Source organism: Kitasatospora acidiphila (assembly GCF_006636205.1).
In the GTDB taxonomy this organism is placed as follows: domain Bacteria; phylum Actinomycetota; class Actinomycetes; order Streptomycetales; family Streptomycetaceae; genus Kitasatospora; species Kitasatospora acidiphila.
Window position 1 is genome coordinate 4,562,950 of the sequence record NZ_VIGB01000003.1, and the last position, 20,217, is coordinate 4,583,166.

Here is a 20,217-nt window from a genome sequence, read left to right on the forward strand (position 1 = left end):
GCTTTGGGACGGCGCGTCAGTTCACGAACGCGTCCATCACCTGCTCGTACTCCTGGGACCACCAGACGGTCTGGGCGGCGGCGGCCGGGAACAGGGGATCGGCCCGCCGGTCGGCCCGCTGGTAGCGCCAGCGCAGCATCCAGAAGTCGTTGAGTCGCTCCCACCAGACCCGGTGCACCGCCGACGCCAGCTCCGCGGCGTCCGCGCCGGCCGCCGCCCGGTAGCCGCGGGCGTAGCGGCGCACCCGGGCCAGGTCCAGCACACCGGTCACCGGGTGGTTGAAGATCAGGGTGGCCGCCCGCACCGCCTCCTCGGCGCGCGGCCGCACCCGCAACCGGTCCCAGTCCAGCACGGCGGTCACCCGGTCGCCCAAGTGCAGCAGGTTGAGCCCGTGGAAGTCCCCGTGCACCCAGCCGGACCGGCCGATCGCGGTGGGCGAGGGGCGCCGGTGCCGGTGGCCGACCAGCAGGTCGAGCCGCTCGGCGAGGCGGCGCTCGGCGAGCCGGTCGAAGGCGCCGTACGGCCGGTGCCGGGCGGCCAGGCCGCGCAGTTCGGCGATCAGCGCGGTGGTGGCGTCCGGGTCGGCGCTGGGCAGGGCGGCCGGTTGGGTGACCGGGGCGCAGACCTCGGCGAGTGCGCCGTGCAGCCGGCCGAGGAGCGCGCCGAGCGCGGTGCACCTCTCGGGATCGAGCTCGGCGCCGGTGCGGTGCCGGCCCGCCACCCAGGGGTAGAGGGCGAACCGGCGGCCCAGCACGGTGGTGATGGTGCGGCCGGTCCGGTCCGGCAGCGGGGGCGGCACCGGCAGGCCCAGGGCGGCCAGCCGGGTGGTGGCGTGGTGCTGGGCGCTGATCGCGGCCTGGGTCGCGGTGGTCTGGTCGACGTAGCACTTGAGGAAGTAGCGGCCGGCACTGGTGGTGATCCGGTAGCTGCGGTTGAGCAGGCCCTCGGCGACCGGATCGACGGCCAGCACCCGGTCGGTCCGGTAGCGGCGCAGTACCCGTTCGATGGCCCAGCCCGGGATCGGCGGGCTGAGCGTGCCGACCGGTGGAGCGTCCGCGTCCGGTCCGTCGATCTCGGCGAAACCGGCCGCAAACGCGACAATCTGACTCTCTGTCACGCCAGTTGATCGTAGTGAAACGGGCTGATCACCGTCCGGTTGGCCGGATGTGCCCAAGCGGTGATCGAAAGCTGCCTCAGTGCTGCTGGTCCGTGCCCAGTCGTGCGACATAGGCGGCCGCCTGGGTGCGCCGCTCCATGCCGAGCTTGGACAGCAGGCTGGAGACGTAGTTCTTCACCGTCTTCTCGGCGAGGTGCAGTTCGTTGCCGATCTGGCGGTTCGTCATGCCTTCGCCGATCAGATCCAGGATCCGCCGCTCCTGCTTGGTGAGTTGGGCCAGCTTCTCGTCCTCCGGCTCGCCGCCGGTGCGCAGCCGCTCCAGCACCCGCGAGGTGGCCGCCGGGTCGAGCAGCGACTTGCCGGCCGCCACGTCGCGCACCGCGGAGAGCAGGTCGGTGCCGCGGATCGCCTTGAGCACGTAACCGGAGGCGCCGGCCATGATCGAGTCGAAGAGCGCCTCGTCGTCGGAGAACGAGGTGAGCATCAGGCAGCGGACGTCGGGGTGGCGCGAGCGGATCTCGCGGCAGACCTCAACTCCGTTACCGTCCGGTAGCCTCACATCCAGTACCGCGACGTCCGGCAGCACCGCGGGAATCCGGCTGAGCGCCTCGGCGGCGGTGCCGGCCTCCCCGACCACCTCGATGTCCGCTTCTCCGGACAGGAGCTCACGCACTCCGCGCCGGACGACCTCATGATCATCCAGTAGGAAAACCCTGATTTGCCCGTTTTCGCCCATTGGCAAATGCTCCCATACCCCCACAGGGATGATCTATCGCCCGCACCGCCCGTCCGCACAATCTGTCCGATCAACCCCCTTACGCGAAACGCCGCGCCCGGATAGCGTGCGCAGGTGTCCTGACGTGCACCCCCGGGAGGCTGCCCGCTACCCGGTTCCAGCCCCACCTGGTCGGAAAAAGTAGGACGTCCTAGCGCAGGAGCGCCCAACGCGCTCGCTGGGTAACGTTCTCGTGGGAAAGCCGTCGGCAAAGGATCACCGCCTGCCACGTCATCGGCCGCTCACCCAGTGCGCCGAGCGCGGAGGTGACCGGACCGGCACCGGCGACCCCGGGCGGCCGGACAGACCGAGGAGTGAACGTGACCGTCAAAAGCACGTCGAGGGCGCGCAAGAAGGCCGCCCCCGGCGTCCCCGACAGTGCCCGTACCGGGCAGGACGCCCCCGCTGAGCTCATCCAGCTGCTGACGCCCGAGGGCGACCGGGTGGAGAACCCCGAGTTCCCGCTCACCGTCAGCCCGGAGGAGTTGCGCGCCCTCTACCGGGACCTGGTCCTGGTGCGCCGGTTCGACGGCGAGGCCACCGCGCTGCAGCGCCAGGGCGAACTGGGCCTGTGGGCCTCGCTGCTCGGCCAGGAGGCGGCCCAGGTCGGCAGCGGCCGCGCGATGCGCGAGGGCGACTACGCCTTCCCCACCTACCGTGAGCACGGCGTCGCCTGGTGCCGCGGGGTGGACCCGCTCAACCTGCTCGGGATGTTCCGCGGCGTGAACCACGGCGGTTGGGACCCGAACGAGAAGAACTTCCACCTCTACACCATCGTGATCGGCTCCCAGACGCTGCACGCGACGGGCTACGCGATGGGCATCACCAAGGACGGCGCTGAGGACGCGGTGATCGCCTACTTCGGCGACGGCGCCTCCAGCCAGGGCGACGTCAACGAGGCCTTCACCTTCGCCTCGGTGTACAACGCGCCGGTGGTGTTCTTCTGCCAGAACAACCAGTGGGCGATCTCCGAGCCGACCATCAACCAGACCAAGATCCCGCTGTACCGCCGGGCCTCCGGCTTCGGCTTCCCGGGCGTGCGGGTGGACGGCAACGACGTGCTGGCCTGCCTCGCGGTCACCCGCTGGGCGCTGGACCGGGCCCGCAACGGCGGCGGCCCGGTGCTGATCGAGGCGTTCACCTACCGGATGGGCGCGCACACCACCTCGGACGACCCGACCCGCTACCGCTCCAGCGAGGAGACCGAGGCCTGGAAGGCCAAGGACCCGATCGCGCGCCTGCGCGCCCACCTGGAGAAGGAGGGCCTGGCGGACGAGGAGTTCTTCGCGGCGGTCGACGCCGAGAGCGAGGCGCTGGGCCTGCGGGTCCGCGAGGGCGTCCGCTCGATGCCGGACCCGGACCCGACCCTGATCTTCGACCACGTGTACGCCGAGCCGCACGCCCTGGTCGCCGAGGAACGGGCCGAATACGTGGCCTACGCGCAGTCGTTCGAGGGTGGGGAGTAAGTCCGAACATGTCCAAGCTCACCATGTCGAAGGCCATCAACGAGGGCCTGCGCAAATGCCTGGAGACCGACCCCAAGACCGTGATCATGGGTGAGGACGTCGGCAAGCTGGGCGGTGTCTTCCGAGTCACCGACGGCCTGCAGAAGGACTTCGGCGAGGACCGGGTGATCGACACCCCGCTCGCCGAGTCCGGGATCATGGGCACCGCGATCGGTCTGGCCCTGCGCGGCTACCGGCCGATCGTGGAGATCCAGTTCGACGGCTTCGTCTACCCGGCCTTCGACCAGATCGTCACCCAGCTGGCCAAGATGCACGCCCGCGCGCTCGGGCACGTCAAGATGCCGGTCACCGTCCGGATCCCGTACGCGGGCGGCATCGGTGCCGTCGAGCACCACAGCGAGTCGCACGAGGCCTACTTCGCGCACACCGCCGGTCTGCGGGTGGTCACCCCGTCCAACCCGGACGACGCGTACTGGATGCTGCGGCAGTCGGTGGAGTCCGACGACCCGGTCATCTTCCTGGAGCCCAAGGCCCGCTACTGGGACAAGGCGGAGATCAGCGCGGCCCCCGCGCTCGACCTGCACACCGCCAAGGTGGTCCGCCCCGGCACCGACCTGACCCTGCTGGCCTACGGGCCGATGGTGAAGACCTGCCTGGAGGTCGCCGCGGTCGCCGAGCAGGACGGGCACCGCATCGAGGTGGTCGACCTGCGCTCGCTCTCCCCGGTGGACTTCGCCACCCTGGCGGAGTCGGTCAAGCGCACCGGCCGGGCCGTGGTGGTCCACGAGGCACCGGTCTTCATGGGCATGGGCGCCGAGCTGGCCGCCCGGCTCACCGAGCAGTGCTTCTACCACCTGGAGGCGCCGATCCTGCGGGTCGGCGGCTACTTCGCGCCGTACCCGCCGTCCCGCGTCGAGGAGCAGTTCCTGCCCGACCTGGACCGGGTGCTGGACGCCGTCGACCGCGCGCTGGCGTTCTGAGAAGGGAGTGGGTTCATGACCACCGAAGTTCGCTCACTCCGTGAGTTCAAGATGCCCGACGTCGGCGAGGGGCTGACCGAGGCCGAGATCCTCAAGTGGTACGTCCAGCCGGGTGACACCGTGACGGACGGGCAGATCGTCTGCGAGGTGGAGACCGCCAAGGCCGCCGTCGAGCTGCCCATCCCGTTCAACGGGACGGTCGAGGCCCTGCACTTCCCCGAGGGCACCACGGTCGACGTGGGCACCGCGATCATCGCGGTCGCGGTGGCCGGCGGCGCGCCCGACCAGGCTCCGGTCGCTGCGGCTCCGGCCGCTGCGCCGGCCGAGGCCGAGGAGGCCGAGCCGGAGCGCCGCGAGGTGCTGGTCGGCTACGGCCCGCGCACCGGTGCGGTGCAGCGCCGGGCCCGGCGCACCGCGGCGGCGCCCGCCGCTGCCGCTCCGGTCGCCGCCGCCCCGGCTCCCGTTGCCGCGCCGGCCCCGGCCGCCGCACCCGCTCCGGTCGCCGCGGCCCAGGTCACCGAGCGCCCGCTGGCCAAGCCACCGGTGCGCAAGCTGGCCAAGGACCTCGGCGTCGACCTGCACACCGTGGTGCCGACCGGCAAGGACGGCATCATCACCCGCGAGGACGTGCACGCGGCCGCCGCCCCGGCACCGCAGCCGGCCGCGCCGGTGGTCGAGGCGCCCGTCGCCGAGGCCGCACCGGTGGTCGAGGCGCCGGCCGCTCCGCTGGCCACCGGCCTGGACGTGCGCGTCCCGATCAAGGGCGTGCGCAAGGCCACCGCGCAGGCGATGGTCTCCTCCGCCTTCACCGCACCGCACGTGACCGAGTTCGTGCAGGTCGACGTGACCCGCACGATGAAGCTGGTGCGCGAGCTCAAGGAGAGCGGCGAGCTGGGCGCCGGCGTGCGGGTCTCCCCGCTGCTGCTGGTCGCCCGGGCGCTGATCACCGCGGTCAAGCGCTATCCGGAGATCAACGCCGCCTGGGACGAGGCCAACCAGGAGATCGTGGTCAAGGGCCAGGTGAACCTGGGCATCGCGGCGGCCACCCCGCGCGGCCTGATCGTGCCGAACATCAAGAACGCCGGTGCGCTCACGCTGCCCGCCTTGGGCGCCGAGCTGGGCGCGCTCATCGAGACCGCCCGGCAGGGCAAGACCTCGCCGGCCGCGATGACCGGCGGCACCATCACCATCACCAACGTCGGCGTCTTCGGCGTCGACACCGGCACCCCGATCCTCAACCCGGGCGAGGCGGCCATCCTCGCCTTCGGCGCGGTGCGGGAGCTGCCCTGGGTGCACAAGGGCCGGGTGGTGCCCCGCCAGGTGACCACGCTGGCGCTCTCCTTCGACCACCGCCTGGTCGACGGCGAGTTGGGCTCCAAGGTGCTGGCCGACGTGGCCGCCATCCTGGAGAAGCCCAAGCGGCTGATCACCTGGAGCTGACGGACCGTCAGAACCACTCGAGGGCCCCGCATCCGGTGAGACGAACCGGATGCGGGGCCCTCGGGCGTTCGGCGGCCGACCGAGGCCGACCGGGCGCTGGCGTTCTCTGCGCCGGCCGACCGAGCGGCGGCCGGGTCAGCGGCGGGCGGCGCGGCGGCGGGCGAAGGCCAGCGCGGCGGCGCCGGAGGCCAGCAGGGCGCTGCCGGCGGCGACCAGGGTCCAGGAGGTGTCCCCGCCGCCGGTGTAGGCCAGCCGCTCGGTGCCGGGGGTGGTGGCGGTGCCGCTCGGCTCGGCGGTGGGCGCGGAGCTCGGGGCCGCCGAGGTGGCGGCCACGGGTGCCGCCGTCGGGGTGGCGGACTCGGTGGGCTTGGCGGTCGGCTTGCCGCTGGGCTTGGTGGTCGGCTTGCCGGTTCCGGTGCCGCTGCCGGGCGCCGGGCTCGGGTCGGTCGCGTCCGGGTGCTCGACCTGGAGGGTGGCCAGGTCGCTGCTGCCCCCGGTGGTCGTGTGGTCGGCCAACCCGTCGGTCACCACCACCAGCTGGGACAGCGACGCGGAGCTGTTCGGCGAGAGCTTGACCAGGAACCGGTACAGCGCGGCCCCGTTGTTGTCGATGTGCTGCCCCAGGGACGAGGTGTCGATCTCCACCTCCCCCAGCGAGGCGCAGCCGGGGAGCAGCGGCAGGCTTCGCCGGCTGTCGTCCCCCTGCCACGCCTGCACCTGGATGTCCTTGCCGCGCAGCAAGTCGTGCTTCGGGTCGGCGAAGCCGAGGGTCGGGCGGGCGTTGTCATAGCCGTGGCCGGTCTGGTTGCGCAGCTCGATGGCGATCTCGTGCCACTTGCCGTCGGCGCTGATGCTGCTCGGCATGTTGCGCAGGAACTTGCTGGCGGGGTTGACGCCGGGGGTGCTCCACGGCACGTCCTTGGCGCCGTCCAGACGTGGGTCCCCGCACGCCCACGCCGGCGTGCCGCCGCTGAGCACGGGCAGCGCAACGCCCAGGACGACCGTTGCGGCGGCGGTGGCCAGCGTGCGGCGGGCGGGGATGTTCTTCGCAAAACCGGAGATTACGGGCATGCGCATGGCGCGCTCCTTCAAGGGCCTGGTGCCGGTGGTGAGTTGGGTGAAGACGCCCGGCGCTGGTCCCCCCGGTCTCGCCGGTCCCGCTCTCCGTGCCTTCACTCTCATGGACGCGCATCACCGGCGGAGGTTGCAGGTGGCTCGAAAAAGCTTTTCGAGCACTTCGGCCGTGGGCCAGGTGGGTGAGATATGTACCGAAAAATCTGATTATCAGTACTGGCCGGGTACTCCTGAGCAATCCCCCACCCGAGCGCCCGCCGGGTGACCGGAGCACCGAGGACGATCCGATGACGTCTGGGAGTCCTGGCCGCCTCGTCCGGAGCCTGGCCGCGCTGGTCCTGCTCGCCACCGCCGTGGCGCCCGCCCTGGCCGGGCTCGCCGATCCGGCGTCACTCGACTCCCTCGGCCTGCTCCCCGGCCGCGCCGTCCCGCCGCCCGGTAGCGCCGCGCAGTCGGCCCGGCTGCACGGACTGGGCGCGGCCCCGACGGTGGACATCCGGCGCACCGGCGACCCGGCCAACCGGATCACCCTGGTGCTGCTCGGCGACGGCTACACCGAGGCCCAGCAGGGGCTGTTCCAGCAGCAGGCGGACCAGACCTGGCGCGCCGTGATGGCGATCGAGCCGTTCCACAGCTACCAGGGCTTCTTCAACATACGGCGGGTCGACCTGGTCTCCGACACCTCCGGGATCGCCGAGTCGGACACCCGCGGACAACGCCCGGGCACCCCGCTGGGGATGCACTTCTGGTGTGACGGCACCGCCCGGCTGCTGTGCGCCGACGAGTCCGCCACCGCCCGCTACGCCGGCACCGGCGGCGGCCCGCAGTACCTGATCGCGCTGGCCAACTCCACCGAGTACGGCGGGGCCGGCGGCACCGGGGTGACCACGCTGGCCGGCGGCAGCCTCGACGCGGGCCGGATCATCCAGCACGAGATCGGCCACACCGTCGGCGAACTCGGCGACGAGTACGACAGCGCGCCGGGCGACACCGACTACCCCAACCTCTCCGACCGCGGCGCCGACGCGATGCGCCACGACCACACCAAGTGGTGGCGCTGGCTGGGCGCCGAATCCCCGGACGGCGGTGGCGTGGTGGACGCCTACCGCAGCGTCAACGGCACCTACCGGCCGACTTCCGACTCGGTGATGCGCACCCTGGGCGGCAGCTACAACCTGCCCTCCCGGGAGGCGATCATCGAGCAGATCTACCGCCGGGTCTCCCCGCTGGACGGCGCCGATCCGGTGCCGGGGCAGCTCAGCGGGCACCCGCGGTTGACGGTCCATCCGCTCGAACTGACCGGCGGCCGCCACCTGGAGGTGGAGTGGCGGGTGGACGGGCACACCGTCTCCTCCCCGGCGCCGGACCACACCTGGTTCGAGCCCGCCGTGCTGGGCCTGCAGCCCGGCCAGCGGTCCACCGTGACCGCGACCGTGCGGGACACCACGGACTGGGTGCGCGACGAGGCGTTCCGCGCCCGGCACATGACCCGGACGGCGACCTGGGTGCTGACCGGCTGAGCCGGTGGGAATGGCGTGTACCCGACCTAAGCATCGAATGATGGGATGACTAGTCTGGGCGCACTATGCCCGTGGACCCCGTCGCCCGCCCCGCCGCTCGCACCGTCCCCGTCCCCTCCGCCGAACTGCCCGCGCCCGACGGTCCACCGGGCGGCCGAGCCGCCTGGCTCGCCTGGTCCGTCGCCGTCAGCGTCTACGTCCTGGCGGTGATCCACCGCACCAGCCTGGGCGTCGCCGGGCTGGACGCGGCCCACCGGTTCGGCATCGGCGCCTCGGCGCTCTCCGCCTTCTCCATCCTCCAGGTGCTGGTCTACGCGGCGATGCAGATCCCGGTCGGGCTGCTGGTCGACCGGTTCGGGCCGCGCCGGGTGCTGCTCGCCGGGGTGGTGCTGCTCAGCGCCGGGCAGCTGGCCTTCGCGCTCAGCAGCGCCTTCGGGCCCGCGCTGGCCTCCCGCGCGGTGATCGGCTGCGGCGACGCGATGACCTTCATCAGCGTGCTGCGGGTCGCCGCGCGCTGGTTCCCGGCGGCGCAGAACCCGCTGGTCGCCCAGCTGACCGGGCTGGCCGGGATGGGCGGCAACCTGGTCTCCACGGCGGTGCTGGCGCAGGCCCTGCACAGCCAGGGCTGGACCGCCACCTTCAGCGCCGTCGCGGTGCTCGGCGCCGGTGTGTTCGCCCTGGTCGTGCTGCTGCTCCGGGAGGCGCCAGTGGGCTCGGCAGCCCCCGGCGCCGTGCCCGCGCCCGCCGTCGACCGGCCCCCGCTGCTGACCCAGATCCGGCACTGCTGGCGGGAGCCGGGCACCCGGCTGGGCCTGTGGGTGCACTTCACCACCCAGTTCCCGGGCAACGCCTTCTCGCTGCTCTGGGGCCTGCCCTACCTGGTGGAGGGGCAGGGCATGAGCCGCGGCTCGGCGGCCGGGCTGCTCACCGTGCTGGTGGCCAGCACCATGGCCTTCGGCCTGCTCTTCGGCCGGCTGCTCTCCAGGTCGGCGGCGGCCCGGATGCCGATCACGCTCACCGTGATCGCCGCCACCGGGGTGTGCTGGGGCGCGGCGCTGGCCTGGCCGGGCGGGCACCCGCCGCTCTGGCTGATCGTGCTGCTCATCCTGGTGATGGGCAGCAACGGCCCGGCCTCGCTGGTCGGCCTCGACTACGCCCGCGCCTACAACCCGGGGCACCGGCTGGGCACCGCCTCCGGGATCGCCAACATGGGCGGGTTCCTGGCCACCATGGTGACCCTGCTCGGCGTCGGGGTGCTGCTCGACGCGGCGTCCGGGGGCGCCGGGACCTACTCGGCGGGCGCGTTCCGGCTGGCCTTCTGCTGGCTCTACGCGCCGCTGCTGCTGGGCACGGTGATGATCCTGCGGCTGCGCCGGGCGGTCGCCTCCTGACCACCCGGCGCACCGGTCACGGGGTCAGCGAGAAGCTCGCCAGGATCCGGTCGGCCAGCTCCCGGTCGCCGTCCACCGTGAGCGCGCCGGCCGGCAGGCCGTCGGCCCGCACCCGGCCGGTGGCCAGCCGCAGGTAGTCCTCCCAGCCGACCGTGAGCTGCACGTCGGGGCCCAGGCTGACCTGGGAGTCGATCGAGCCGCGCCCGGTGGCGTCGACCCGGACGGTGCGCAGGAACTCCAGCGGGCCGGTGACGTCGACCACCACGGTGCTGCCGGCCGGCGCGCCCGCCGCCTTGGCGACCACCTTGGGCAGCCCCGCCAGCAGCAGGTCCCGGGCGACCTGGGCGGCCGGGGAGTCCAGGTTGCCGGGCAGCTGCAGGGCGCGGCGCAGGTCCTGCTCGTGCACCCAGACGTCCAGCACCCGGCGGCGCAGCAGCTCCTGGTAGGGCAGGTCGTAGCTGAACGGCCCGGCCGGGAAGCCGACGGTGTCGTCCGGCCCGGTGGTGGCGTTGCGCAGCGCCCGGGACCGGCGGATGATCACGTACTCCAGCTCAGCCGTCATCTCCGGTGCGGTGTGGCAGCGGCGCTTGTCGACCGGGAGCTCCAGGTAGCGCTGCACGTCGTTCTTGACGTGGAACAGGTCGCGGGGGAGGGAGTGGATCGGCCGGGGATCGCCGAGCAGCTCGGACTCGACGGCGATCACGTGCGAGACGACGTCGCGCACCGACCAGCCGGGGCACTCGGTGGGCCGGTTCCAGGAGTCGGCGGGCAGCAGGGCCAGTAGTTCCGATATGGATTCGATGGAATGCGTCCAGGCATCCGTGTAGGTCTGGACGACCTGATTGTCGGTCACAGTGTCCTTGTCTCTCCGGCTCCGGCCATCCCTCGACTGCACCGCCCGCGCGTCCGGCCCCCGCGCCGGGCGGGTTTCGAAGCTTCCGGGCGCACGCGCTAACCGCACGTTACGCTGCCTGAGAGAGCAGGGCAGCGCTTTCGGGTGACGATCGTAGGTCTCATGACGTGGACGGTGGTAGTGTGCGCGCCTCATTGATCCAACTCGCGGTAGCCGACGACGAGCCGGCGGCCGAGCGGCGGGCCCGCGCGGCCGCCCTGGTGCGCGCCCAGCAGGGCGCCGATCTGGTGGTGCTGCCCGAGCTCTGGGCGCTCGGCGGGTTCGCCACTGACACCTGGTCAGCCGGTGCCGAGCCGCTCGACGGGCCGACCTCTGACGCGATGTCGGCGGCGGCCGCGGCGGCGGGCGTCTGGCTGCACGCCGGATCGATCGTGGAGCGCGATCCGGACGGCCCGATCTACAACACCTCGCTGGTCTTCTCGCCCAGCGGCGAGCTGGTGCACACCTACCGCAAGATCCACCGCTTCGGCTTCGACAGCGGCGAGGCGGTGGCGATGGGCGCCGGGCAGGAGATCGTCACCGCCGCCACCGACTTCGGCACCCTGGGGCTCGCCACCTGCTACGACCTGCGGTTCCCCGAGCTGTTCCGGGCGCTGCTGGACGCCGGGGCCGAGCTGCTGGTGGTCCCCGCCGCCTGGCCGGCCCGGCGCCGCGACCACTGGAGCCTGCTGGCCAGGGCACGCGCGGTGGAGGAGCAGGCGTACGTGCTGGCCTGCAACACCGCGGGCACCCACGCCGGCGTCGAGCAGGCCGGCTACAGCGTGGTGGTGGACCCGTGGGGCCGGGTGCTGGCCGAGGCGGGGGCCGGCGAGGAGGTGCTGACCGTCGAGTTCGATCCGGCGGAGGTGGCCAGGACGCGCCAGGAGTTCCCGGTCCACCGCGACCGGCTGCTCGGCATCCCCGCGCCGGTGCAGCGGACCCCCTGACGGTCGGGGCGGACCCCCTGACGGTCGGGTTTGAGAGGATGGCTCCTCGATCCTGGCCCTGGAACGTCGGAGGAGGTGTGCTGTGGTCGTCATCCGGGCGGGCCGTCTGCCGATCCAGCGCAACAGCCTGCGCGAGCAGATCGCCGGGGCGCTCCGCGAGGAGCTGATGGCCGGTCGGCTGGCGGCGGGCAGCAACTTCACCGTCAAGGAGATCGCCGAGCTCTACGGGGTCTCCGCCACCCCGGCCCGGGAGGCCCTGGTCGACCTGGCCGCCCAGGGCCTGCTGCGGGCCGAGCACCACCGCGGCTTCACCGTGCCGGAGTTCGGCTGGGCCGATTTCCTGGAGATCTTCGAGGCCCGCGCCATGCTCACCGACAGCGCCTTCCGGCAGCTGGCGCTGCGGCCGCCCGGCTACGACTGGTCGCGGCTCGGCTCGCTGCGCCGCCGCGCCGAGGCGGCCACCCGGGCCGCCCGGGCCGGGCAGCTGGACGTGATGGTCGGCTGCGACCGCCGGTTCTGGCAGGAGATGACGGTCTTCCTGGAGAACCGCCGGATCGCCGACTACCTGGACTGGCTGCGGGTGCAGTCCTGGATGTTCGCCGCCCCCTACCTGCGGGCCCAGGGCGAGCTGGCCGGGGTCTGCTGGACCAGGCACACCGAGCTGGTCGAGCGGATCGCGGACCAGGACCTCTCCGGCGTCCACCGGATGATGAACGACTACAACCTGTTCACCGTGCGGCTGCTGGCCGAGTTGGCCGGGGAGTCACTGGACTCGGTCGCCGTGCTGGGGCTGCTCACCGCCGAGCCGACCGGTGCTCTGCCCGGTCCGCTGCCCACTCCGGATCCGACGTCGGGCCGGTAGGGTGGTCCGAGCGTCGAGCAGCCGGCCGGCGTTGCCCGCTGCTAGTTGACCGGAGAGGATGAAGCGGCCCGTGGCCTGCGACCTCTGGCTCGTACCGCTGGTGGACGTACTGAGCCACAGCCCCGAGAACCCGTTCCGCGAGGAGCTGGCGGTCTACAACGCGGCGCTCGCCGCGCGCGGCCTGCCGCCGGTGCCGGTGTACGAGTTCGCGCCGGGGGTCACCGGCGAGGTGGAGCCGATCGCCGCCTTCGACTACGACTCGCTGCACTTCCTGCGCCGTGCCTACCTGCTGCAGCTGACCGGCTTCCAGCTGACCCCGGTGGACGCGCTGGGCGGCGACTACGAGCAGCTGCTGGAGATGTTCGAGTCCAGCGCCGAGCAGTCGCACCTGGTCTGGCACTTCGACCACGCCGGGGCCTATGTGCCGATCGACTTCGCGGTGCCGCTGGTGGACCAGACGCTGCTGGCCTCCGGTGGGCCGCTGGGCTCCTCCTACGGGCTGCTGCGCGAGCTGCAGGCGATCGCCCCGGCGCTGGGCATCGACCCGCTGAACCCGCCGGGGCCGACCCGACCGCTCGGCCCGACCGTTCTCGAGCAGCCGTTCGCCCCGCCGCTGGACGACCTGCACCCCTACGCGCGGGAGCGGCACGCCTGGGCGGGGCTGTACGCGGCGGCGACCCGCAGCCTGACCCAGGGGTCGATGGTGGTGTTCGCCTGAGCCGGCCGCTCAGGCGATCGAGCAGGCATCCGCTCGGGCATCCGCTCGGGCATCCGCTCGGGCATCCGCTCGGGCATCCGCTCAGGCAACCGCTCGGGCAACCGAGCAGCGCCCGCTCAGCGCAGTCCGCCCTCCGGCGGCCGCTGCCGCGGCATGGTCGGCCTGGTCCCGGGCGGCGGCAGCACCCGCACCTGGGCCGGCACCCCGCCCTCGGGGCGGCTCCCCCAGCTGCCGGGCGCCTGGGTGGGCAGCTGGGTCATCCGGGCCCGGAACTCCAGCATCCACTCCGAGGTCTCGCCGCGGACCAGCTCCGAGACGTCCTCGCAGAACCGCCGCAGCACCCCGAGGCAGCGCTCGGCCGCCTCGCCCGCGGTGCCCTCGGTCGGCCCGAGCACCTCCCGCACGCACTCCGAGGCCCAGTCGAACTGGAAGGCCTCCAGGCGCCGTTGCAGCGCCTGCGCGGTGCTGACGTCCCGCATCCAGCCGGAGCTGCACCCGAACACCCGGTCGGCGGCCAGGCAGCCGACCGCCAGCGCCAGCGCCACGTAGCCCCAGGCGGCCGCGTGCCCGAACCGCCCGGTGAGCTGGACCAGCGGCAGCGTCACCCCGGCCACCCCGAACACGGCCGTGCCGAACCGCAGCACCCGAGCCCAGCGGCGCTTCCAGACCCGGTCGCGGCGGTACCACTCGATCGCCTCGACGGCCCGCTCCTCGGACCAGCGGTACAGCTCCTCCAGGCGCTCGGCGGGCTCCCCCCAGTCCCCCAGCGGGAACTGGCGGGCGCTCAGATCCGCACGACGACGGGTGGCCGCCCGGTCCCGGCCGCTGCCGGTGGTCGTGGTGGGCTGGTCCTCCTCGCCGATGTCCTTGCCCCAGGGACTTTCCTCGGGCTGCATTTCGGGCTGGCTCACCTGTGGGGCTCCCTTGACGGGCCTGGTTGTCGGGCTCTGCTGGGTATCCAACAGCACTTCTTACCGCCAAATGGCTGACCGCGTCGGACTTCCAGACTGATCGTTACCCGAAAAGGCGTCAGAACACGGTGGTGGACCGGTTCCGGAAGTCGAGCCGGTTTCACTCATCCGAGCGAGGGCCCGAGCCGCCGCGAACCTGACCCGATTTACCGACTGGTCGAACACACAGCCGCACACTGGACCGCACGCATGATCGCTGGAGCTTCGCACAGCCCGGTCGACCAGCGGGATCGGGCCACCGGCTACCCTTGCCAAGCGTGAAGGTCCTCGTCATCGGCGGCGGCGCCCGCGAACACGCCCTGTGCCGCTCCCTGTCCCAAGATCCCGCTGTCACCGAGCTGCACTGCGCCCCGGGCAACGCCGGGATCGCCCGGCTGGCCACGGTCCACCCGGTCGACCAGCTGGACGGCACCGCCGTGACCGCGCTGGCCGAGCGGCTGGCCGCCGACCTGGTGGTGGTCGGCCCCGAGGCGCCGCTGGTCGCCGGCGTCGCCGATCCGCTGCGGGCGGCCGGCATCCCGGTCTTCGGCCCGTCCTCCGAGGCCGCCCAGCTGGAGGGCTCCAAGGCGTTCGCCAAGGACGTGATGGCCGGCGCCGGCGTGCCCACCGCCCGCTCCTACGTCTGCACCACCCCGGAGGAGGCCGCCGAGGCGCTGGACGCCTTCGGCGCGCCCTACGTGGTCAAGGACGACGGCCTGGCGGCCGGCAAGGGCGTGGTGGTCACCGCCGACCGCACCGCCGCGCTGGCCCACGCCGCCGCCTGCGACCGGGTGGTGATCGAGGAGTACCTGGACGGCCCCGAGGTCTCGCTGTTCGCCATCACCGACGGCACCACCGTGCTCCCGCTCCAGCCGGCCCAGGACTTCAAGCGGGCGCTGGACGGCGACGCCGGCCCGAACACCGGCGGCATGGGCGCCTACTCGCCGCTGCCGTGGGCCCCGGCCGGCCTGGTCCAGGAGGTGCTGGACACCGTCCTGCAGCCCACCGTGGACGAGCTGCGCCGCCGCGGCACCCCGTTCTCCGGCCTGCTCTACGCGGGCCTGGCACTCACCTCGCGCGGCACCCGGGTGATCGAGTTCAACGCCCGGTTCGGCGACCCGGAGACCCAGGTGGTGCTGGCCCGGCTGCGCACCCCGCTGGCGGGCGTGCTGCTGGCCGCCGCCAACGCCACGCTGGCCGACCTGGAGCCGCTGCGCTGGTCAGAGGAGGCCGCCGTCACCGTGGTGGTGGCGTCCGAGGGCTACCCGGCCGCGCCGCGCACCGGTGACGTGATCGAGGGCCTGGCCGAGGCGGAGGCCGCCGACGGCACCGCCTGGGTGCTGCACGCGGGCACCAAGGCGGACGAGCAGGGCCGGGTGGTCAGCGCCGGCGGCCGGGTGCTCTCGGTCACCGCGATCGGCAAGGACCTGGCCCAGGCCCGGGAGCGGGCCTACCAGGGGGTCGCCGAGATCCGCCTGGCGGGCTCCCAGCACCGCACCGACATCGCGCTGAAGGCCGCCGCCCAGTAGCGGCCGCGCCGAGGGGCGCTGCGTTCCGGGGACACCCCCATGGACGCAGCGCCCCTCGGCATTTCCCGGGCCGGTCCGGCCGCCGGAGATCCGCTTGCGAACGGACGGCCGATTCCAGCCCTTCGAGTGAATGCCGGAACAACCGGCTGACGCGACTGGCCAGGCGGCCGTAGGGTGCGCTGAACCGCGGGGCCGCTTCGGCTGGTTGTCGTGGTCGCCGCCGGGTGCGTCCGCCCTCGGAGGGGGAAGCTTCAGTGGGGCGGGCCGGACCGGACCGTGTCACCAGGACGGGTGGATTCCCGGCCGAGTCGGAACACCGGCTGGTCCGTGTGCGTCACACCTGTGCAGTGCGTCCGCGGTCGGATGGAGAGGCCATTCGATCGTCGGTCGGCACGGTCATGTCCGACTCCGAAGGGGGTGCAGCACCGGATGGCCGCTCTCGACGCTGCCCGTGCCCAAGCCCGGGCGCTGCTGCGGATCCGCGCCCTGGCCCGGGCGGCCGCGGTGCTGCCCGCCGCCGTCGCGGTGGTGCTGCTGGCCGGCCGGTTCACCGGCCGGATCGGCGCGCCCGGTTCGCCGGACGCGTCCGGCTGGGACGTGGTCCGGTGGGTGGTCGGCGCCTTCGCGGTGCTGGTCGGCCTGGTCGCGCTGGCCGCGATCCGCCGGCACGCCCGCGCGGTGCCGCCCAGCACCCCGGCGATAGCGGTCGAGCCGGGGCAGGCCCCCGAGCTGCACCGGATGATCGAGGAGCTGGCGCACCGGCTCGGGGTGCCCGCGCCCGGCGCCATCGCGCTCACCCCGGACTGCGACAGCTGGCTGGAGGAGCCGCCCGGGGCCCATGGCCGGGCGCCGGTGCTGGTGATCGGTTCGCCGTTCCTGTGGTGGATGCGGGCCGGCGAGCTGCGGGCGCTGCTGGCCCCCGTGGTGGCCGGCACCGCGGCGGCGGCCGATCCGGAGATCGCCGCCGCCCGCCGGTTCGTCCGCGGGCTGGACGCGGCGCTTGGCAGCGGCCGGCGCACCCCGCCGGCCCGGCTGCTGGACCGGATCACCCGGGCGCTGCTGCGGGCCTGCCGGGACTACGCGGCCGAGCTGGAGCGGGCCGCCGCCGCGGCCGCCGCCGAGCAGGCCCGGGCGGTGGACTACGGGCTGCGGATCGCCGCCCAGGGCCAGGTGGGCCTGGCCTACGCGGGCTGGGACCGGCTGCTCACCCGGGTCGCGCTGCCCGCCTGGCGGCTGGGCCGCCGGCCGGCCCAGCTGAACGCGGGGGTGGCGGCCGCGCTCACCGAGCTGTCCCGCCGGGACCGGCTGGCCGAGGGCTACGAGAGCCGGCTCGGCGACCGTCCGGCCTGCGATCTGCTGGAGGAGCCGGGCGCGATGGACGCGGCGGTCTCGCAGCTGGCCGCCGAGCTGTTCCACGGCCCGGCCCGGCCCGAGGGCGCCGAGCTGCTCTGGGACGACTACCCGGAGCAGGTGGTGGACCGCGGCTGGCGGCTCCAGGCGATGGCGCTGCAGGAGGCGCTGGACACCGTGGCCCCGGCCCCGGCGGGCCGCCCGGCGCCGACCCTGGCCCGGTTGCTGGCCCGGCTGGAGGCCGGCGGCGCGCCCGCGCTGGCCCGGGTGCTGGCGGCCGGCGAGCCGCCCGCGGTCCCCGGCGCGCAGGAGCGCGGGGGGCGCGAACTGCTGGCGGACTGCGTGACGGCGATGGTCTGCTGCGCCGCGGTGGACGGCGCGGGCGGCAAGCCGGGGCTGGACTGGCTGGACGGCCCGGTGCTGCTGCTCGGCGGGGTGCGCCGGGGCGATCTGGCCGATCCGGTGGTGGAGGCCGTGGAGCAGGGCGCGGTGGCGGAGCTGCGCAGCTGGCTGGGGGCGGCCGGGATCCGGCTGGAGAAGCCGGTCCGGCTGGGCTGACGGCCGGCGGGCAACGCATCGGGACGTCCGACACCGTCAACCCGTGCTCACATCGGGTCACATGCTGTCGGCACTGTGTGGTCTGCTGGACCACACGCATTTTTCCGTGGCACATGCCACGGACGGGTGGGACCGCGGGAGGGACGGCGTGGACCGGGAGTCGTCAGGTCGTAGATGGGAGTCCGGCACGCTCGCGCACGGCGTCTCGGATCCGTTCGGGCAGGGCCCGCTGCCCTGGTTGCGCAGCCCCGATCACTACTTCGAGGGCACCGAGGACGCCATCCCCTGGTACGTCAGCACCGACGCCCCCGGGCAGCGCCCGCTGCCCGCCCCGCCGCCCCCGCTGGTCGGCACCCCGCGCAACTCCGACGACGTGGTGCAGCAGATCAAGGGCTTCGCCGCGGCCGGGGTGGTGCACCCGGGCGGCGCGGTCGACCTGCGGGTCACCGTGCACCCGCCGCGCGACTTCGTGGTCGACGTCTACCGGATCGGCCACTACGCGGGCGCCGGCGCCCAGCACATGACGGCCTCGCCGCTGATCCCCGGCCTGCAGCAGCCGGCCCCGCTGGTGGTCGGCCGGACCGTCAGCTGCCACCACTGGTGGCACAGCTGGCGGCTGCAGATCCCCTCGCACTGGCGGCCCGGCGCCTATGTCGCCGTGCTCACCACCGCCGACCAGCGGCACCGCAGCCACATCCCGTTCACCGTGCGGGACCCGCTGACCACGGGCCCGGCCGCCGAGCTGCTACTGGTGCTGCCGGACGTCACCTGGCAGGCGTACAACCTGTTCCCGGAGGACGGCCACCACGGCGCCAGCCTCTACCACGCCTGGGACGAGCAGGGGGCGCTGGTCGGCGAGCACCAGGCCGCCGTCACGGTCTCCTTCGACCGCCCGCACGCCGGGGCCGGGCTGCCGCTGCACGTCGGGCACGCCTACGACTTCATCCGCTGGGCCGAGCGGTACGGCTACGACCTGTCCTACGCCACCGCCTCCGACCTGCACGCCGGCCTGGTCGAGCCGTCCCGGCACCGGGCGCTGGTCTTCCCCGGGCACGACGAGTACTGGTCCGAGCCGATGCGCCGAGCCGTCGAGCGGGCCCGGGACGGCGGCACCTCGCTGATCTTCCTCTCCGCCAACACCATGTACTGGCGGGTCGACCTGACCCCGAGCCCGGCCGGCGAACCCAACCGGCTGCTCAACTGCCGCAAGCGGCAGCGGGTCGAGCCGGGCTCACCGGCGGCCGGCAAGCCCGGCGCGGCCAGCGCGCTGTGGCGGGACGCGGGCGAGCCCGAGCAGCAGCTGATCGGCGTGCAGTACGCGGGCCGGGTGGCCCAGCCGGTGCCGCTGCGGGCCGGCAACACCTGGCACTGGCTCTGGGCCGGCACCGGCCTGCGGGACGGCGACGAGGTGCCGGGCCTGGTGGCCGGCGAGGCGGACCGCTACTACCCCAAGGTGCCGCTGCCCGTGCACAGCGAGCGGATCCTGCTCGCCCATTCGCCCTACCAGGACGTGGACGGCCGCCCCCGGCACCAGGAGACCTCGCTCTACCGGGCGCCCAGCGGGGCCTACGTCTTCGCCTCCGGCACCTTCGCGTGGTCGCCCGCGCTGGACCGCCCCGGCCACACCGACGAGCGGATCCAGCGGGCCACCGCCAACCTGCTGGACCGGGTCTGCAAGGAGGGTTGAGTGCCCGCATGAAAAGATCAGTGGGTCCAGTGACCCCCATCTTTGAGGACTGAGACCACTGTGAGCGGATTCGTCACCAAGCCCGAGCCGGTTCAGGTGCCCGGCCTGGAGCACCTCCACACCGGGAAGGTTCGCGAGCTCTACCGCGACCAGGCCGGCCGGCTGGTCATGGTGGCCAGCGACCGCACCTCGGCCTTCGACTGGGTGCTGCCGACCGACATCCCGGACAAGGGCGGATCCTCACCCAGCTCTCGCTCTGGTGGTTCGAGCGGATCACCGACCTGGTGCCCAACCACGTGATCTCCACCGAGCTGCCGCCCGGCGCCCCCGCCGACTGGGAGGGCCGCACCATGGTCTGCGACCCGCTGGACATGTTCCCGGTGGAGTGCGTGGCCCGCGGCTACCTGACCGGCTCCGGCCTGGCCGAGTACCAGGTCAGCCGGACCGCCTGCGGCATCGCGCTGCCGGAGGGCCTGGTGGACGGCTCCGAGCTGCCCGCGCCGATCTTCACCCCGGCCACCAAGGCCGAGGTCGGCGAGCACGACGAGAACGTCTCCTACGAGGAGGTGGCCCGCAAGATCGGCGCCGACTGGGCCGCCGCGCTGCGCCAGACCACCCTGGCCGTCTACACCCGGGCCCGCGACATCGCCCGCGAGCAGGGCGTCATCGTGGCCGACACCAAGTTCGAATTCGGGCTCAGCGGTGGCGAGTTGGTGATCGGCGACGAGGTGCTGACGCCGGACTCCTCGCGGTTCTGGCCGGCCGAGGAGTGGCAGCCGGGCCGCGCCCAGCCGTCGTACGACAAGCAGATCCTGCGGAACTGGCTGACCTCCGCGGAGTCCGGCTGGGACCGCCACGGCGAGCTGCCGCCGCCCGTGCTGCCGGCCGAGGTCGCCGAGCGCACCCGGGCCCGGTACGTCGAGGTGTACGAGCGGCTCACCGGGACCGAGTGGGTCTGATC

16 protein-coding genes and 1 pseudogene are annotated in these 20,217 nt (G+C 73.5%); 12 read left to right on the forward strand and 5 right to left on the reverse strand.

The window, feature by feature from the left end; translation table 11 throughout:
* Positions 1-16: 16 nt before the first annotated feature.
* Positions 17-1,117: a phosphotransferase gene (locus E6W39_RS21560; RefSeq protein WP_407658427.1), complete on the reverse strand. Its 1,101-nt coding sequence runs from the start codon at positions 1,115-1,117 to the stop codon at positions 17-19.
* A gap of 76 nt (positions 1,118-1,193) precedes the next feature.
* Positions 1,194-1,853, reverse strand: a complete 660-nt coding sequence (locus E6W39_RS21565; protein WP_141634918.1) for a response regulator — start codon at positions 1,851-1,853, stop codon at positions 1,194-1,196.
* Between the two features lie 359 nt (positions 1,854-2,212).
* On the opposite strand from E6W39_RS21565, the gene pdhA reads away from it, so the two are divergent.
* From pdhA to E6W39_RS21580, 3 genes are read left to right on the forward strand one after another with little or no spacing between them, the layout of a single operon-like run.
* The gene (gene pdhA / locus E6W39_RS21570; RefSeq protein ID WP_181799381.1) at positions 2,213-3,358 is read left to right on the forward strand and encodes a pyruvate dehydrogenase (acetyl-transferring) E1 component subunit alpha; all 1,146 of its coding nucleotides are present in this window, start codon (positions 2,213-2,215) and stop codon (positions 3,356-3,358) included.
* Between the two features lie 8 nt (positions 3,359-3,366).
* Complete coding sequence (locus E6W39_RS21575; RefSeq protein WP_141634920.1) at positions 3,367-4,338, forward strand: alpha-ketoacid dehydrogenase subunit beta; 972 nt, start codon at positions 3,367-3,369, stop codon at positions 4,336-4,338.
* 15 nt (positions 4,339-4,353) lie between these two features.
* Complete coding sequence (locus tag E6W39_RS21580; protein ID WP_141634921.1) at positions 4,354-5,778, forward strand: dihydrolipoamide acetyltransferase family protein; 1,425 nt, start codon at positions 4,354-4,356, stop codon at positions 5,776-5,778.
* Between the two features lie 135 nt (positions 5,779-5,913).
* Here the strand turns inward: E6W39_RS21580 and E6W39_RS21585 are convergent, their stop codons facing one another.
* Positions 5,914-6,855: a hypothetical protein gene (locus E6W39_RS21585; RefSeq protein WP_141634922.1), complete on the reverse strand. Its 942-nt coding sequence runs from the start codon at positions 6,853-6,855 to the stop codon at positions 5,914-5,916.
* 284 nt (positions 6,856-7,139) lie between these two features.
* Between E6W39_RS21585 and E6W39_RS21590 the strand changes: the two genes are divergently transcribed.
* Complete coding sequence (locus tag E6W39_RS21590; RefSeq protein ID WP_141634923.1) at positions 7,140-8,372, forward strand: M64 family metallopeptidase; 1,233 nt, start codon at positions 7,140-7,142, stop codon at positions 8,370-8,372.
* Positions 8,373-8,437: 65 nt separating this feature from the next.
* Positions 8,438-9,763, forward strand: coding sequence for an MFS transporter (locus E6W39_RS21595; protein ID WP_141634924.1), 1,326 nt, complete (start codon positions 8,438-8,440; stop codon positions 9,761-9,763).
* A gap of 16 nt (positions 9,764-9,779) precedes the next feature.
* On the opposite strand, the gene E6W39_RS21600 is transcribed toward E6W39_RS21595, so the two are convergent.
* Entirely contained in the window at positions 9,780-10,616 is an 837-nt protein-coding gene (locus tag E6W39_RS21600; protein WP_141634925.1) for a maleylpyruvate isomerase family mycothiol-dependent enzyme, read from the reverse strand.
* Between the two features lie 182 nt (positions 10,617-10,798).
* On the opposite strand from E6W39_RS21600, the gene E6W39_RS21605 reads away from it, so the two are divergent.
* The 3 genes from E6W39_RS21605 (at position 10,799) to E6W39_RS21615 (ending at position 13,182) form a co-directional block, all read left to right on the forward strand.
* Positions 10,799-11,602: a carbon-nitrogen family hydrolase gene (locus E6W39_RS21605; RefSeq protein WP_101380740.1), complete on the forward strand. Its 804-nt coding sequence runs from the start codon at positions 10,799-10,801 to the stop codon at positions 11,600-11,602.
* A gap of 82 nt (positions 11,603-11,684) precedes the next feature.
* A complete protein-coding gene (locus tag E6W39_RS21610) occupies positions 11,685-12,464 on the forward strand; it encodes a GntR family transcriptional regulator (RefSeq protein WP_228718273.1) in 780 nt (259 codons plus the stop codon).
* A 70-nt stretch (positions 12,465-12,534) separates the two neighbouring features.
* Positions 12,535-13,182 carry a hypothetical protein gene (locus tag E6W39_RS21615; RefSeq protein ID WP_141634926.1) on the forward strand — a complete coding sequence of 216 codons (648 nt, stop codon included), beginning with the start codon at positions 12,535-12,537 and terminating at the stop codon, positions 13,180-13,182.
* A gap of 116 nt (positions 13,183-13,298) precedes the next feature.
* On the opposite strand, the gene E6W39_RS21620 is transcribed toward E6W39_RS21615, so the two are convergent.
* Positions 13,299-14,093 carry an SLATT domain-containing protein gene (locus tag E6W39_RS21620; protein ID WP_407658428.1) on the reverse strand — a complete coding sequence of 265 codons (795 nt, stop codon included), beginning with the start codon at positions 14,091-14,093 and terminating at the stop codon, positions 13,299-13,301.
* A 317-nt stretch (positions 14,094-14,410) separates the two neighbouring features.
* On the opposite strand from E6W39_RS21620, the gene purD reads away from it, so the two are divergent.
* The 4 genes and pseudogenes from purD (at position 14,411) to E6W39_RS21640 (ending at position 20,215) form a co-directional block, all read left to right on the forward strand.
* Positions 14,411-15,661 carry a phosphoribosylamine--glycine ligase gene (purD, locus tag E6W39_RS21625; protein ID WP_141634927.1) on the forward strand — a complete coding sequence of 417 codons (1,251 nt, stop codon included), beginning with the start codon at positions 14,411-14,413 and terminating at the stop codon, positions 15,659-15,661.
* Positions 15,662-16,090: 429 nt separating this feature from the next.
* Positions 16,091-17,569, forward strand: coding sequence for a M48 family metalloprotease (locus E6W39_RS21630; protein WP_141634928.1), 1,479 nt, complete (start codon positions 16,091-16,093; stop codon positions 17,567-17,569).
* Between the two features lie 148 nt (positions 17,570-17,717).
* A complete protein-coding gene (locus E6W39_RS21635; RefSeq protein WP_141637877.1) occupies positions 17,718-19,256 on the forward strand; it encodes a N,N-dimethylformamidase beta subunit family domain-containing protein in 1,539 nt (512 codons plus the stop codon).
* A gap of 60 nt (positions 19,257-19,316) precedes the next feature.
* A pseudogene (locus E6W39_RS21640) lies at positions 19,317-20,215 on the forward strand (phosphoribosylaminoimidazolesuccinocarboxamide synthase).
* Positions 20,216-20,217: the final 2 nt, after the last annotated feature.

Excerpts from the sequence above, each read along its gene's own strand:
- E6W39_RS21565 (WP_141634918.1), bottom strand. The coding sequence starts at position 1,853 with ATGGGCGAAAACGGGCAAATCAGGGTTTTCCTACTGGATGATCATGAG.
- E6W39_RS21575 (WP_141634920.1), top strand. The coding sequence starts at position 3,367 with ATGTCCAAGCTCACCATGTCGAAGGCCATCAACGAGGGCCTGCGCAAA.
- E6W39_RS21580 (WP_141634921.1), top strand. The coding sequence starts at position 4,354 with ATGACCACCGAAGTTCGCTCACTCCGTGAGTTCAAGATGCCCGACGTC.
- E6W39_RS21585 (WP_141634922.1), bottom strand. The coding sequence starts at position 6,855 with ATGCGCATGCCCGTAATCTCCGGTTTTGCGAAGAACATCCCCGCCCGC.
- E6W39_RS21590 (WP_141634923.1), top strand. The coding sequence starts at position 7,140 with ATGACGTCTGGGAGTCCTGGCCGCCTCGTCCGGAGCCTGGCCGCGCTG.
- E6W39_RS21595 (WP_141634924.1), top strand. The coding sequence starts at position 8,438 with ATGCCCGTGGACCCCGTCGCCCGCCCCGCCGCTCGCACCGTCCCCGTC.
- E6W39_RS21630 (WP_141634928.1), top strand. The coding sequence starts at position 16,091 with ATGGCCGCTCTCGACGCTGCCCGTGCCCAAGCCCGGGCGCTGCTGCGG.